Below are 12181 nucleotides of genomic sequence, written 5' to 3' on the forward strand. Positions count from 1 at the left end.
TTACTGCGTGAGTTTGGCCTTGGCCGCCTCCAGGCCCGGCTTGCCGTCAACGGTGGTGACCCCGGCCAGCCAGGTGTCGAGCACCTGCGGGTTCTTTTTCAGCCAGGCCTTGGCTGCGGCGTCGGGTTTCATCTTGTCGTCCAGGACGTTGCCCATCAGGCTGCTTTCCATGTCGAGGGTGAAGGACAGGTTTTTCAGCAGCTGCCCGACGTTGCTGCATTCCTGTACATAGCCCTTGCGGGTATTGGTCAGTACCGTGGCCTTGCCGTATTCGGGGCCGAAGAACTCATCGCCGCCGTCCAGGTACTTCATCTTGAAGCGAGTGTTCATCGGGTGCGGTTCCCAGCCCAGGAACACCACGTCGGTGCCGCGGCGCTCGGCGCGATCAACCTGCGAGAGCATGCCTGCCTCGCTGGATTCGACCACCTTGAAGCCGGCGTCCTTGAGACCAAAGGCGTTCTTGTCGATCATGCTCTGGATAGTGCGGTTGCCGTCGTTGCCGGGCTCGATGCCGTAGATCTTGCCGTCCAGTTCCTTCTTGAATTTCGGAATGTCGGCGAAGGTCTTCAGGCCCTTGTCATACAGCGCCTGGGGCACGGCCAGGGTGTACTTGGCGTTTTCCAGGTTGGCCCGCACGGTTTCCACCGTGCCGGCGTCGCGGTACTGCTTGATGTCGTTTTCCATGGTCGGCATCCAGTTGCCGAGGAACACGTCCATGTTCTTGCCGTCGGCCAGCGACTTGTAGGTCACCGGCACCGAAATCATGGTGGTCTTGGTCTTGTAACCCAGTGATTGCAACACGACGCTGGTGACCGCGGTGGTCACGGTGATGTCGGTCCAGCCGACATCGGAGAAGTTGACGGTGTGACACTGCTCGGGCTCTGCGGCCTGTGCCAGCACCGGCAGGCTCAGCAGCGCGGTCAGCAATAGCGAGGGTGAACCTTTCATGCGATGGACTCCTGATGGTTTTCTCGGATGTCCCACGGGACCGCCGTGCTTTTTGGTTTGCAGCGGTCGGGCCAGGCTATCGGGCGATAGCGGGACGGGTGCCGTGCAATCGAGTCGATAACGATCATCTAACAGCGAAAATCAAACGCCTACAGGGTGCGTCGTATCCAGTACAGAGAGGGTCGCATCCAGTGTCGAGGAGGTCGTTTACAGATTTATCCGGTCCCGTAAACGCGGTTTCGGTACCTCTGCACCGCAAAAAAACGGCGCAAGAATGTGACTGACAGCTGGCGGCGTTGCTGGGCAAGAACGCGTCGGTTGCAGACGTCAGAAGCCTGCTCAAAAGCCTGATGATGCGCGAAATCGGCGGATTGCCGCCCTTTAAGCGTAGCAGTTGCACCGCCCTTGGCTCGGGCCCCGGGTGGCTGCTCTATCAGGAGGTAGGTGGCATGGCCATCAGTGTGTTCGACCTGTTCAAGATCGGTGTCGGTCCATCCAGTTCCCACACCGTCGGGCCCATGCGCGCCGCGGCGCTGTTCGTCCAGGGGCTGCGCGAGCGCGGCGAACTGGAGCAGGTGCGGCGTGTCGAAGTGCGGCTGTACGGCTCGTTGTCGGCCACCGGCATTGGCCATGGCAGCGACAATGCGGTGATCATGGGCCTGATGGGCGAATGGCCGGATGCGATCGACCCGTCGCAGATCGGCCCGCGCATCGCCGCATTGCGCGAAACAGACACCTTGCTGCTCGACAGCCGGCTGGAAGTCGGTTTCGTCTGGGCGCGCGACATGCTGCTGCTGGACGAGAACCTTCCTTATCACCCCAACGCCATGACCCTGATCGCCGAAGGCGCTTCGGGCGAGTTGCACCGCGATACCTATTACTCGGTCGGTGGCGGCTTTGTGGTCGACGCCGCCCAGGCCGCCAGCGGTGTGCTGGACGCCGACAACACCGTGTTGCCCTACGATTTCAACAGCGCCGTGGAACTGCTGGAACTGTGCGAGCAAAACGACCTGCGCGTGTCGCAATTGATGCTGGAAAACGAGAAGGTCTGGCGCAGCGAAGCGGAGATTCGCGCCGGCTTGCTCAAGCTCTGGCATGCCATGCAGGACTGCGTCGAGAACGGCCTGAAATACGAAGGCACGTTGCCGGGCGGGCTGAATGTGAAGCGCCGTGCGGCCAAGCTGCATCGCAGCCTGCAGGAGCTGAACAAGCCCAATGTGATCGGCTCGACCTTGAGCGCCATGGAGTGGGTCAACCTCTACGCCCTGGCGGTCAACGAAGAGAATGCGGCCGGCGGGCGCATGGTCACGGCACCGACCAATGGCGCGGCCGGCATCATCCCGGCGGTGCTGCACTACTACATGCGTTTCAGTGACGAAGTCAGCGAGGCGAACGTGGTCGACTTCTTCCTGGGAGCTGCGGCAGTGGGCATCCTGTGCAAGAAGAACGCGTCAATCTCGGGCGCCGAGGTCGGTTGCCAGGGCGAGGTCGGTTCGGCCTGCGCCATGGCTGCTGCCGGTCTTGCCGAAGTGCTCGGGGCAACGCCGGCACAATTGGAAAACGCCGCCGAGATCGGCCTGGAACACAACCTGGGGCTGACCTGCGACCCGGTGGGCGGGCTGGTCCAGGTGCCGTGCATCGAACGCAACGCCATTGCGGCGGTGAAGGCGATCAACGCGGCGCAAATGGCCCTGCGCGGCGACGGCGAGCACTTCATCTCACTCGACCGGGTGATCCGCACCATGCGCGATACCGGCGCCGACATGCACGACAAGTACAAGGAAACCTCGCGTGGTGGCCTGGCGGTCAGCGCCATCGAATGTTGATGCTTTGTAGGTCCTGCGCCTTTTTTGCCCACAGTCGCTCGCTGCGCCGCCTTTTGGCGCAGCGCAGCTAAACATCCCGTTCAAGCAGCTGTTACCCGGGCCACTGGCGCCTTGGGTGACATCTGTGTATGTCGTTTCTGAGCATCCTTCCCACAAGTGCTACCGAATTGCTCACGTTTCCTACAGAGCGGCGCTAGCCCGTACCTTTGCGTTTATAAATCTGCCTCGCAGCAGCGGCCATATAGACGCTGCGCGACGTCGTTTTTGGTTTTTATTGGACGGTCATTCAATTTACGGCATGGCATTTGCGTTGTGATTTGGCAAAGCCCCTGCATTCGAATCGGGGCCGTGACAAAAAAAGCCCGTGCCTGCCTGAGGCGCACCCTGCATTGTGTGAGGAGATACCGCGATGACGTCGTACAACTCCGGGACCCCAACCCAGAACCGCGCACCTCAATCCATCGGCTTCCTGCTGCTGGATAACTTCACCCTCATCTCCCTGGCGTCGGCGGTCGAGCCGCTGCGCATGGCCAACCAGCTGTCCGGCCGTGAACTGTATCGCTGGAGCACCTTGAGCGTGGATGGCGGCCAGGTGTGGGCCAGCGACGGCTTGCAGATCACCCCCGATGCGGCCATGCACAAGGCGCCGCCCATGGACACCGTGATTGTCTGCGGCGGTGTCGGTATCCAGCGCACGGTCACCCGCGAGCATGTCACCTGGCTGCAGAGCCAGGCCCGCCAGTCGCGCCGCCTGGGTGCAGTGTGCACCGGCAGTTGGGCGCTGGCCTGCGCCGGCCTGCTCGACGGTTTCGATTGCAGCGTGCACTGGGAATGCCTGGCGGCGATGCAGGAAGCCTTCCCGCGGGTGAGCATGAGCACCCGCCTGTTCACCCTTGACCGCAACCGCTTCACCAGCTCCGGTGGCACTGCGCCGCTGGACATGATGCTGCACCTGATCAGCCGCGATCACGGCCGTGAACTGTCGGCAGCGATCTCCGAAATGTTCGTCTACGAGCGCATCCGTAACGAGCAAGATCACCAGCGCGTGCCGCTCAAGCACATGCTCGGCACCAACCAGCCGAAACTGCAGGAAATCGTCGCGCTGATGGAGGCCAACCTGGAAGAGCCGATCGACCTGGACGAACTGGCCGTGTATGTCTCGGTGTCGCGTCGCCAGCTCGAACGCCTGTTCCAGAAATACCTGCACTGCTCGCCGTCGCGCTACTACCTGAAACTGCGCCTGATCCGTGCCCGGCAACTGCTCAAGCAGACGCCGATGTCGATCATCGAAGTGGCTTCGGTGTGCGGCTTTGTCTCTACGCCGCACTTCTCCAAGTGCTACCGGGAGTACTTCGGTATTCCACCGCGTGACGAGCGCGTCGGTTCCAACACCGCACAACAGGTGGCAATGATGCCGATTCCGCAGGCGCTGGTGCTGTCGCCGCTGGCCGGGCCGATGTCGGCGCTGAGCCAGGCGCGCAATGAGTCGACCTTTGCCAGTGTGAGGCTGTAGCCGAAGGCCCTTTGGGCCTTATCGCAGGCTTCGCCAGCTCCCACAGATAACCGCTGTGGGAGCTGAAAGAACTGAGCTGATCCAACTTTTGGGGTACAGATCAAACTGTGGGAGCTGGCGAAGCCTGCGATGGGGTCACCCGCGATTACTGTTGAACTGCGCCAACGCCGGCAACAGCTGCTTCTCGATCGCCTGGCGCACGGCCGGCAGGATGGTCGCGTTGCCGGTGTACATCTGCTCGACCATACCCTTAAGGGCCTTGGCCCGCGGTTCGCTCAGGCCGCGCACCGCGTATTCACAGGCCTGTTCGGCGCTGGCATCGGCCGGCATCTCGAAACCCAGGGCGCGCAATTGGCCCAGCAGGTCGTCCTGATCAATCAAATCCGCATGCATCATGGTGGTTGTCCTTGTTAGCAGGTGTGATCGCCATCGATTCTGTGGGCGCCCGGGCACTGCGGCAAGGACAGAATGTCGCAATGGCTGCATTACCTATGAACAGGTCGTTTTCGGGCAAATCGGGGCGGGGCAGAGGCGGCACACTGAGGCCATGCACAGTCACAGGAAGGTTTGGTCACCCTCCGCACAGCGCATGTGAATGCTCGCTCTTGGCCCCGGTTGCGTCACGGCTCCGGGGCCATTTTTTGTTTGGTGATCGGGGGTGTAGCAATCGCGGGACAAGCCCGCTCCTACGGTGGGAGCGGGCTTGCCCCGCGATAAGGCCCTAGCCTGGTAACCCGATCACCCGGCCGACAAACTCGGCCGGTGCAAGGTCAGCCTGCTCAGCCACAACCCCCTGCAGCCGCTCGACGACATCGACCGCAAAGGGCGCCGACCGGGGGCCGGCCAGGTCCACATGCAAGAGCATCTGCTCGCTGGCCGCCAGGGCTTCGTCAAAGCCCTGGCGATGCAGGCTGTGGTACAGGTGCAGGCGCTTGCGATCGAAGCCGATCACCTGGGTCTGCACCCAGACCTCAGTCTCAAGCTTCACCTCATGCAGGTAGTTCAGGTGGCACTCCAGGGTGAACAACGAGTGGCCGCTGGCGCTGCGGTTGTCGCTGTCCAGGCCGATGCGGTCCATGAAGGCATCGGTGGCATAGCTGAAGATCAGCAGGTAGAAGGCATCGCGCAGATGCCCGTTGTAGTCGACCCAGTCCGCCTGGACGGGGGTTCGATAGGTGATCAGTGCGGGCATCATAAGCTCCGGTCAGTCGCTGAAGTTCATACCATGCCTGGCCTTGGTGGTTTTCACCGCATCCAGTACGGCCAGCAGGCAATCATCACGATAGCGCTCCAGCGAGCTGATGCTGCGTTCCCCCAGTTGTTCGCCGGTGCCTTCGACCACGGCGTCGATCAGGCCGTCGGTGAGTTCCGGTGCCGGCAGGTAGGTCCAGGGCAGTTGCAGCGCCGGGCCGAACTGGGCCATGAAGTGACGCATGCCGGCGTCGCCTCCGGCCAGGGTGTAGGTCAGGAAGGTGCCCATGAACGACCAGCGCAGGCCTGCGCCAAAGCGGATGGCATCGTCGATTTCACCGGTCGTCGCAACGCCATCGTTGACCAGGTGCAGGGCCTCGCGCCACAGCGCTTCGAGCAGGCGGTCGGCGATAAAGCCCGGGACTTCCTTGCGTACATGCAGGGGCCGCATGCCGAGCTTGGTGTAGACGGTTTTCGCCGCTTCAATCGCCTCCGGGGCGGTCTTGTTGCTGCCGACGATTTCCACCAGTGGCAGCAGGTACACCGGGTTGAACGGGTGGCCGACCACGCAGCGCTCCGGGTGGGTCGCCGACTCGTAGAATTCGCTGGGCAACAGGCCCGAGGTGCTGGAGCCGATCAGCGCATCGGGCTTGGCCGCGGCGCTGATCTTGCTGTGCAGGTCGAGTTTCAGCTCAAGGCGCTCCGGGGCGCTTTCCTGGATGAAGTCGGCATCGCGCACGCATTCCTCGATGGTGGCGACAAAGCGCAGGCGGTCCTGGGACGCGCCGGGTGCCAGGCCCTGCTTTTCCAGGGCCGGCCAGGCATTGGCGATGCGTTTGCGCAGCGCCGCCTCGGCGCCCGGCGCCGGGTCCCAGGCCACCACGTCCAGGCCGTGGGCCAGGGCGCGGGCCACCCAGCCGCTGCCGATCACGCCGCTGCCCAGGGCTGCAAAGGTCTTGATCTCGGTAATAAAGCTCATCGTGCTCTCCTGCAATCAGCGACGGGTCAGGTTCATTTTGGCGCGACCTTCGGCCGGGGTGAGTACCCGTGCGCCGAGGCGGCTGAGGATTTCCGTGGCGCGTTCCACCAGTTGGCCATTGCTGGCCAGCACGCCCTTGTCCAGGTACAGGTTGTCTTCCAGGCCGACCCGCACGTTGCCACCGAGCAGTACCGCCTGCGCGGCCATCGGCATCTGCATGCGACCGATGCCGAAGCCGGCCCAGGTCACGCCGGCGGGCAGGTTGTCGACCATGGCTTTCATGGTGGTGGTGTCGGCCGGAGCGCCCCAGGGGATGCCCAGGCACAGCTGGAACAGCGGATCGTCGAGCAGGCCTTCCTTGATCATTTGCTTGGCGAACCACAGGTGGCCGGTGTCGAAGATTTCCAGCTCGGCCTTGACCCCCAGTTCGGTGATGCGTTTGGCGCCGGCGCGCAGTTGGGCCGGGGTCGAGACATAGATGCTGTTGCCGTCGCCGAAGTTGAGGGTGCCGCAGTCCAGGGTGCAGATCTCCGGCAGCAGCGCCTCGACGTGGGCCAGGCGCTCCAGCGGGCCGATCAGGTCGGTGCCGGCGCCGAACTCCAGCGGCGTCTCGCCCGGGCCGATCTCCAGGTCGCCGCCCATGCCGGCGGTGAGGTTGACGATGATGTCCACATCCGACTCGCGGATGCGCTCCATGACTTCGCGGTACAGCGCGACATCGCGGCTGAAGCGCCCGGTCTGGGGGTCGCGGACATGGCAGTGGACCACCGTGGCGCCGGCCTTGGCGGCCTCTACGGCGGCTTCGGCGATCTGTTTCGGGGTGACCGGGACCAGGTGGCTCTTGCTGGCGGTGTCGCCGGCGCCGGTCAGGGCGCTGGTTTTGTTGCGGTCGTGTTTCTTGCGGGGTTTCTTTCCGGGGTGGGGGGGCCTGGGGGGGGCAAGCCCGCTCCTACCGGGGGCCCTGTGGGCGGGGGCTGCCCCCGCGATAGGGACTGTCAGTTGGCGGTAAGCTGGAGGTTGTCGGCGGCCGGCTTGCCATCGAGGGTGGTCACCCCCTCAAGCCAGCGCTTCTGATCTTCGGGATGGTCCCTGAGCCACTGGCGGGCAGACTCCAGGGCATCCTTGTGCTCGAGCAGCGGCTGCATCATGCGGCTCTCGTCCTCGGCGCTGAAGCTCAGGTTGGTCAGCAGCCTGTTCACGTTCGGGCAGCGCTCGGCGTAGTCCGGGGCGGTGACGGTCCACACCGTGGCACGGCCTTCGTTCGGTCCCAGGGCGCCTTCGCTGCCGCTCAAGTAGGCCATGTCGATGTTGACGTTCATCGGGTGCGGCGCCCAGCCGAAGAACACCACCGCCTCCTTGCGCCGCACGGCGCGGTCGACGGCGGCGAGCATGCCGGCTTCGCTGGACTCGACCAGCTGGAACTTGCCCAGGCCAAACTGGTTCTTGCTGATCATTGCCTTGATCTGGGTGTTGGCGCCGGAGCCGGGTTCGATGCCGTAGATCTTGCCGCCCAGTTCCTTCTCGAACCTGGCGATGTCGGCAAAGGTCTTCAGGCCCTTGTCGGCCAGGTACTTGGGCACGGCGAGGGTCGCGCGGGCATCGTCCAGGCTCGGCTGGTCGAGGACCTTGACCTGTTTGGCGTCGATGAAGGGGGTGATGGTCTGGGTCATGATCGGGTTCCAGTAGCCCAGGAACAGGTCCAGGCGCTGGTCGCGGATGCCGGCGAAGATGATCTGTTGCGAAGCACTGGTCTGCTTGGTCTTGTAGCCCAGGCCGTCGAGCAGGACCTGGGTCATTGCACTGGTGGCCATCACATCGGTCCAGTTGACCACGCCAAGGCGAACGTTCTTGCAGGCGGCCGGTTCCGTGGCCATTACGTTGGTGCTGAGGATTGCGGTACCGACGAGCGTGAGCAGGCTACGACTGATCAATCTGTTCATGGTGGCTCCTCCAACGGCAGTTCTAATTGTTATAAGGGGCGGCCTCTGCGTGCCGTCCCGATCAAACTACGCCGACGTCCGGGACAAAATTCGCACCCTGGCGACCAGCACTTGCACAGTGGCGACCTGCAGGGTATTAACCGCAGATCCGTGGCCGTCGAGTCGTTCGCTATGCCCCAGGATTTCTACTTTCTGCTGCTTCCCGGTTTTTCTGCCATCGGCTTCATCTCGGCGGTCGAACCGCTGCGGGTGGCCAACCGCTTTCGCGCCGGGCTGTATCGCTGGCAGGTGCTGAGCATAGAGGGTGGGGCGGTGCAGGCCAGCAATGGCATGTCGGTCAACGCCGACGGCGCCCTGCAGCCCCTGGCCAAGGGCGCGACTCTGCTGGTGGTGGCCGGTTTCGAGCCGCTGGGCAGCTACGGCCCGGCGCTGCAGCACTGGCTGCGCAAGCTCGATCATGAAGGCGTGGTGCTGGGTGGGATCGACACCGGTACTGTGGTGCTGGCCGAGGCGGGGTTGCTCGACGGGCACCGGGTGACGCTGCACTGGGAGGCACTGGAGGCGTTCAAGGAGTCCTACCCGCAGCTTCAGGCGACCCAGGAGCTGTTCGAAGTGGACCGGCGGCGCATCACCTCGGCCGGTGGCACCGCCTCGATCGATCTGATGCTCGACCTGATCGCCCAGGCCCATGGCCCGCAGTTGGCGATCCAGGTGTCCGAACAGTTCGTACTGGGGCGCATCCGCCCGCGCCAGGACCACCAGCGCATGCAGATTGCCTCACGCTATGGCATCAGCAACAAGAAGCTGGTGCAGGTGATCGGCGAGATGGAGCGCAACACCGAGCAACCGCTGAACACCCTGGTGCTGGCCGAGCAGGTGCAGGTCACCCGGCGCCAGCTGGAGCGCCTGTTTCGCCTGTACCTGCAGGACACGCCCAGCGGCTTCTACCTGCGCCTGCGCCTGGACAAGGCGCGCCAGTTGTTGCGCCAGACCGACATGAGCGTGCTGGAGGTGAGCATTGCCTGTGGCTTCGAATCGGCCTCCTACTTCACCCGCTGTTACCGCAGCCGCTTCGAGCGCTGCCCGCGCGAAGACCGCAAGGCCCGCGCTGCCAGCCTCAGCGGCGCTTGAGCAGCAGGGCGCAGGCGCTCTTGTAGGCTTCGTGCTGGTACTTGTTCAGGGACGCCGGCAGTTCGATGTCGTGCTTCTTGGCCTGGGCGCTGACGGTCTGCGGCGAGACCAGCTCCACCGTGCAATTGTCCAGCAACTGCAGGATGCCTTCGATCTTGAAGGTGGTCGGGCCGCCGGCGAAGTCGCCCTTCTTGCTGCGCTTCTTGATCGCCAGGTGGCTGATGCCGTGTTCAGCGACAAATTGCCGTGCCTGGCTGGCGAAGGCTTTGACGTTATCCGCCAGTTCGTCGTCCTCCAGGCCGATTTTCTTGGTGGCCAGGGCCACGTGCGTCGGGCTTGCGCCGTCCAGCGTGGCGACCGCCAGCAGCGCTTCGCTGCCCTTGATTTCAATTCCGCAGATTTTCATGCTGTTCTCAATCGGAGCTTTGCAGGCCCAGGGTCTGCAAGTATTCGGAGCGATCATCGCTACGTTGGGCCAGGCAAGTGTTCAGGGCCGCGTCGAAGGGCTTGCCAGGCGTCAGGTCGAAGGTTTCAACCTTGCAGTCGGCGTCGCGCACCTGTTTCCACAGGGTTTCGGCGCTGTTCAGGCGCTTGCTCAGGTCGCTGATCTTCGCCTCCTGGCCGGCATACTGCTCCTTGATCCGCTCCAGCAGGTCGGCGAACGCGGCGTCGAGTTCACGCTCGGCGGTGGTGCGGCTGAACAGTGCGCAGTCGTAGTTCTGCTGGTCGGTCTCGACGTTGTCGCACGGCGTACTGTCTTCTTCACTGGCGTGGGCACCCAAGGCCAGGGTAGCCAGGACCAGCCATACCATCGATCTCATTCGGTCATCCTCCGAGGGGAACATGGGCACCGATTCTCGCTCAGCGCCCTGGTAAAGAACAGTGTGGCGACGGTCTCGCCACGATTGTTCATCTTGGGCCTTGCTGCGCCTTTGTCGTGGTTTGACGCTTTCGGCAATTCCCCTGTCGTTTTTGCATCTTAGCGACCTGGCCCCGAGGCATATGCTGGTCCCAAAGCGCCGGCACACGATTCGGCGCAGGACTTGCCAATAAAGGGGACAGCCTGATGAGCCCAGCCGAATTACACGCCGACAGCATCGTTATCGACGGGCTGATCATTGCCAAATGGAACCGCGAGCTGTTCGAGGACATGCGCAAGGGTGGCCTGACCGCCGCCAACTGCACGGTGTCGGTCTGGGAGGGCTTTCAGGCCACGGTCAACAATATCGCCGCCAGCCAGAAGCTGATCCGCGAGAACAGCGACCTGGTGATGCCGGTGCGCACCACCGCCGACATCCGCAAGGCCAAGGAGCTGGGCAAGACCGGCATCCTCTTCGGCTTCCAGAACGCCCACGCCTATGAAGACCAGATCGGCTACGTCGAGGTGTTCAAGCAGCTGGGCGTGGGCATCGTGCAGATGTGCTACAACACCCAGAACCTGGTCGGCACCGGCTGCTACGAGCGTGATGGCGGCCTGTCGGGCTTCGGCCGGGAAATCGTCGCGGAAATGAACCGCGTCGGCGTCATGTGCGACCTGTCCCACGTCGGCTCGAAAACCTCCGAAGAAGTCATCCTCGAATCGAAAAAGCCGGTGTGCTACTCCCACTGCCTGCCGTCCGGGCTCAAGGAACACCCACGCAACAAGTCCGATGAAGAGCTCAAGTTCATTGCCGACCATGGCGGTTTCGTCGGCGTGACCATGTTCGCGCCGTTCCTGGCCAAGGGCATCGACTCGACCATCGACGACTACGCCGAAGCCATCGAATACACCATGAACATCGTTGGCGAAGACGCCATCGGCATCGGCACCGACTTCACCCAGGGCCATGGCCAGGACTTCTTCGAGTACCTGACCCACGACAAGGGCTACGCCCGGCGTCTGACCAACTTCGGCAAGATCATCAACCCGCTGGGGATCCGCACTGTCGGCGAATTCCCCAACCTCACCGAGACCCTGCTCAACCGCGGCCATTCCGAGCGCGTGGTGCGCAAGATCATGGGCGAGAACTGGGTGAACGTACTCAAGGACGTGTGGGGCGAGTAAGCCTTACTCCAAGTCTGTCCGCCCCGGCCAGTACGCCGGGGCCATCAATCAAAATTCTTCTGGAGTTGAGTTTCCATGGCCAAGATCGCCCCGCAATTGCCTATCGAAGTCGACAGCGAAACCGGTGTCTGGACCAGCGACGCCCTGCCGATGCTCTATGTGCCACGGCATTTCTTCGTCAACAACCACATGGGCATCGAGGAAGTGCTGGGCGCCGACGCCTACGCCGAGATCCTCTACAAGGCCGGCTACAAATCCGCCTGGCACTGGTGCGAGAAAGAGGCCGAGTGCCATGGCCTGGAAGGCGTGGCGGTGTTCGAACACTACATGAAGCGCCTGTCGCAGCGCGGCTGGGGCCTGTTCAAGATCCAGGACATCGACCTGGAAGCTGGCACCGCCAGCGTCAAGCTCGAGCATTCGGCCTTCGTCTACGTGTACGGCAAGGTCGGGCGCAAGGTCGACTACATGTTCACCGGCTGGTTCGCCGGCGCCATGGACCAGATCCTGGCTGCCCGCGGCAGCTCCATCCGTACGGTCGCCGAGCAGGTCTACGGCGGTTCGGAAGAAGGCCACGACGACGGCCTGTTCATCGTCAAGCCGCTGTAAGTC

Annotated in this window: 13 protein-coding genes; 5 read left to right on the forward strand and 8 right to left on the reverse strand. The window is 63.2% G+C overall.

Going from position 1 to position 12181, the window contains the following annotated elements; translation table 11 throughout:
* A complete protein-coding gene (locus M2D63_RS15480) occupies window positions 1-948 on the reverse strand; it encodes a choline ABC transporter substrate-binding protein (protein WP_285863813.1) in 948 nt (315 codons plus the stop codon).
* 449 nt (window positions 949-1397) lie between these two features.
* Between M2D63_RS15480 and M2D63_RS15485 the strand changes: the two genes are divergently transcribed.
* On the forward strand, window positions 1398-2774 hold the full coding sequence (locus tag M2D63_RS15485; RefSeq protein ID WP_285863814.1) for an L-serine ammonia-lyase: 1377 nt from the start codon (window positions 1398-1400) through the stop codon (window positions 2772-2774).
* A 409-nt stretch (window positions 2775-3183) separates the two neighbouring features.
* A complete protein-coding gene (locus tag M2D63_RS15490) occupies window positions 3184-4287 on the forward strand; it encodes a GlxA family transcriptional regulator (protein ID WP_285863815.1) in 1104 nt (367 codons plus the stop codon).
* Window positions 4288-4422: 135 nt separating this feature from the next.
* Here M2D63_RS15490 and M2D63_RS15495 read toward each other — a convergent pair whose 3' ends face one another.
* The 5 genes from M2D63_RS15495 to choX form a co-directional block, all read right to left on the reverse strand.
* Window positions 4423-4683 (reverse strand): hypothetical protein, encoded by a 261-nt coding sequence (locus tag M2D63_RS15495; RefSeq protein WP_157190855.1) that lies wholly within the window; start codon window positions 4681-4683, stop codon window positions 4423-4425.
* Between the two features lie 325 nt (window positions 4684-5008).
* Window positions 5009-5479 carry a thioesterase family protein gene (locus M2D63_RS15500; RefSeq protein WP_285863817.1) on the reverse strand — a complete coding sequence of 157 codons (471 nt, stop codon included), beginning with the start codon at window positions 5477-5479 and terminating at the stop codon, window positions 5009-5011.
* A 12-nt stretch (window positions 5480-5491) separates the two neighbouring features.
* The gene (locus M2D63_RS15505) at window positions 5492-6457 is read right to left on the reverse strand and encodes an L-carnitine dehydrogenase (protein ID WP_285863818.1); all 966 of its coding nucleotides are present in this window, start codon (window positions 6455-6457) and stop codon (window positions 5492-5494) included.
* A gap of 15 nt (window positions 6458-6472) precedes the next feature.
* A complete protein-coding gene (locus M2D63_RS15510; protein WP_285863859.1) occupies window positions 6473-7327 on the reverse strand; it encodes a 3-keto-5-aminohexanoate cleavage protein in 855 nt (284 codons plus the stop codon).
* Between the two features lie 125 nt (window positions 7328-7452).
* Window positions 7453-8397, reverse strand: a complete 945-nt coding sequence (gene choX / locus M2D63_RS15515; protein WP_285863819.1) for a choline ABC transporter substrate-binding protein — start codon at window positions 8395-8397, stop codon at window positions 7453-7455.
* Window positions 8398-8568: 171 nt separating this feature from the next.
* Here choX and M2D63_RS15520 point away from each other — a divergent pair, with 171 nt between their 5' ends.
* Entirely contained in the window at window positions 8569-9528 is a 960-nt protein-coding gene (locus M2D63_RS15520; RefSeq protein WP_285863820.1) for a GlxA family transcriptional regulator, read from the forward strand.
* Here M2D63_RS15520 and M2D63_RS15525 read toward each other — a convergent pair.
* A complete protein-coding gene (locus M2D63_RS15525; RefSeq protein WP_285863821.1) occupies window positions 9515-9934 on the reverse strand; it encodes a DUF3010 family protein in 420 nt (139 codons plus the stop codon). The genes M2D63_RS15520 and M2D63_RS15525 overlap by 14 nt on opposite strands.
* Before the next feature lie 7 nt (window positions 9935-9941).
* On the reverse strand, window positions 9942-10349 hold the full coding sequence (locus M2D63_RS15530; RefSeq protein ID WP_285863822.1) for a lysozyme inhibitor LprI family protein: 408 nt from the start codon (window positions 10347-10349) through the stop codon (window positions 9942-9944).
* A gap of 245 nt (window positions 10350-10594) precedes the next feature.
* Between M2D63_RS15530 and M2D63_RS15535 the strand changes: the two genes are divergently transcribed.
* Together M2D63_RS15535 and M2D63_RS15540 are read left to right on the forward strand one after the other, a co-directional pair.
* A complete protein-coding gene (locus M2D63_RS15535) occupies window positions 10595-11572 on the forward strand; it encodes a dipeptidase (RefSeq protein WP_285863823.1) in 978 nt (325 codons plus the stop codon).
* A gap of 75 nt (window positions 11573-11647) precedes the next feature.
* Window positions 11648-12178, forward strand: coding sequence for a DUF5943 domain-containing protein (locus M2D63_RS15540; RefSeq protein WP_285863824.1), 531 nt, complete (start codon window positions 11648-11650; stop codon window positions 12176-12178).
* Window positions 12179-12181 lie beyond the last annotated feature (3 nt).

The organism is Pseudomonas sp. BJa5 (assembly GCF_030272875.2).
Classification (GTDB): domain Bacteria; phylum Pseudomonadota; class Gammaproteobacteria; order Pseudomonadales; family Pseudomonadaceae; genus Aquipseudomonas.

What these genes read in the sequence shown, in the direction of transcription:
- M2D63_RS15480 (WP_285863813.1), bottom strand. Translation starts at nt 948, where the DNA reads ATGAAAGGTTCACCCTCGCTATTGCTGACCGCGCTGCTGAGCCTGCCG.
- M2D63_RS15485 (WP_285863814.1), top strand. Translation starts at nt 1,398, where the DNA reads ATGGCCATCAGTGTGTTCGACCTGTTCAAGATCGGTGTCGGTCCATCC.
- M2D63_RS15490 (WP_285863815.1), top strand. Translation starts at nt 3,184, where the DNA reads ATGACGTCGTACAACTCCGGGACCCCAACCCAGAACCGCGCACCTCAA.
- M2D63_RS15495 (WP_157190855.1), bottom strand. Translation starts at nt 4,683, where the DNA reads ATGATGCATGCGGATTTGATTGATCAGGACGACCTGCTGGGCCAATTG.
- M2D63_RS15500 (WP_285863817.1), bottom strand. Translation starts at nt 5,479, where the DNA reads ATGCCCGCACTGATCACCTATCGAACCCCCGTCCAGGCGGACTGGGTC.
- M2D63_RS15505 (WP_285863818.1), bottom strand. Translation starts at nt 6,457, where the DNA reads ATGAGCTTTATTACCGAGATCAAGACCTTTGCAGCCCTGGGCAGCGGC.
- choX (WP_285863819.1), bottom strand. Translation starts at nt 8,397, where the DNA reads ATGAACAGATTGATCAGTCGTAGCCTGCTCACGCTCGTCGGTACCGCA.
- M2D63_RS15520 (WP_285863820.1), top strand. Translation starts at nt 8,569, where the DNA reads ATGCCCCAGGATTTCTACTTTCTGCTGCTTCCCGGTTTTTCTGCCATC.
- M2D63_RS15525 (WP_285863821.1), bottom strand. Translation starts at nt 9,934, where the DNA reads ATGAAAATCTGCGGAATTGAAATCAAGGGCAGCGAAGCGCTGCTGGCG.
- M2D63_RS15530 (WP_285863822.1), bottom strand. Translation starts at nt 10,349, where the DNA reads ATGAGATCGATGGTATGGCTGGTCCTGGCTACCCTGGCCTTGGGTGCC.
- M2D63_RS15535 (WP_285863823.1), top strand. Translation starts at nt 10,595, where the DNA reads ATGAGCCCAGCCGAATTACACGCCGACAGCATCGTTATCGACGGGCTG.
- M2D63_RS15540 (WP_285863824.1), top strand. Translation starts at nt 11,648, where the DNA reads ATGGCCAAGATCGCCCCGCAATTGCCTATCGAAGTCGACAGCGAAACC.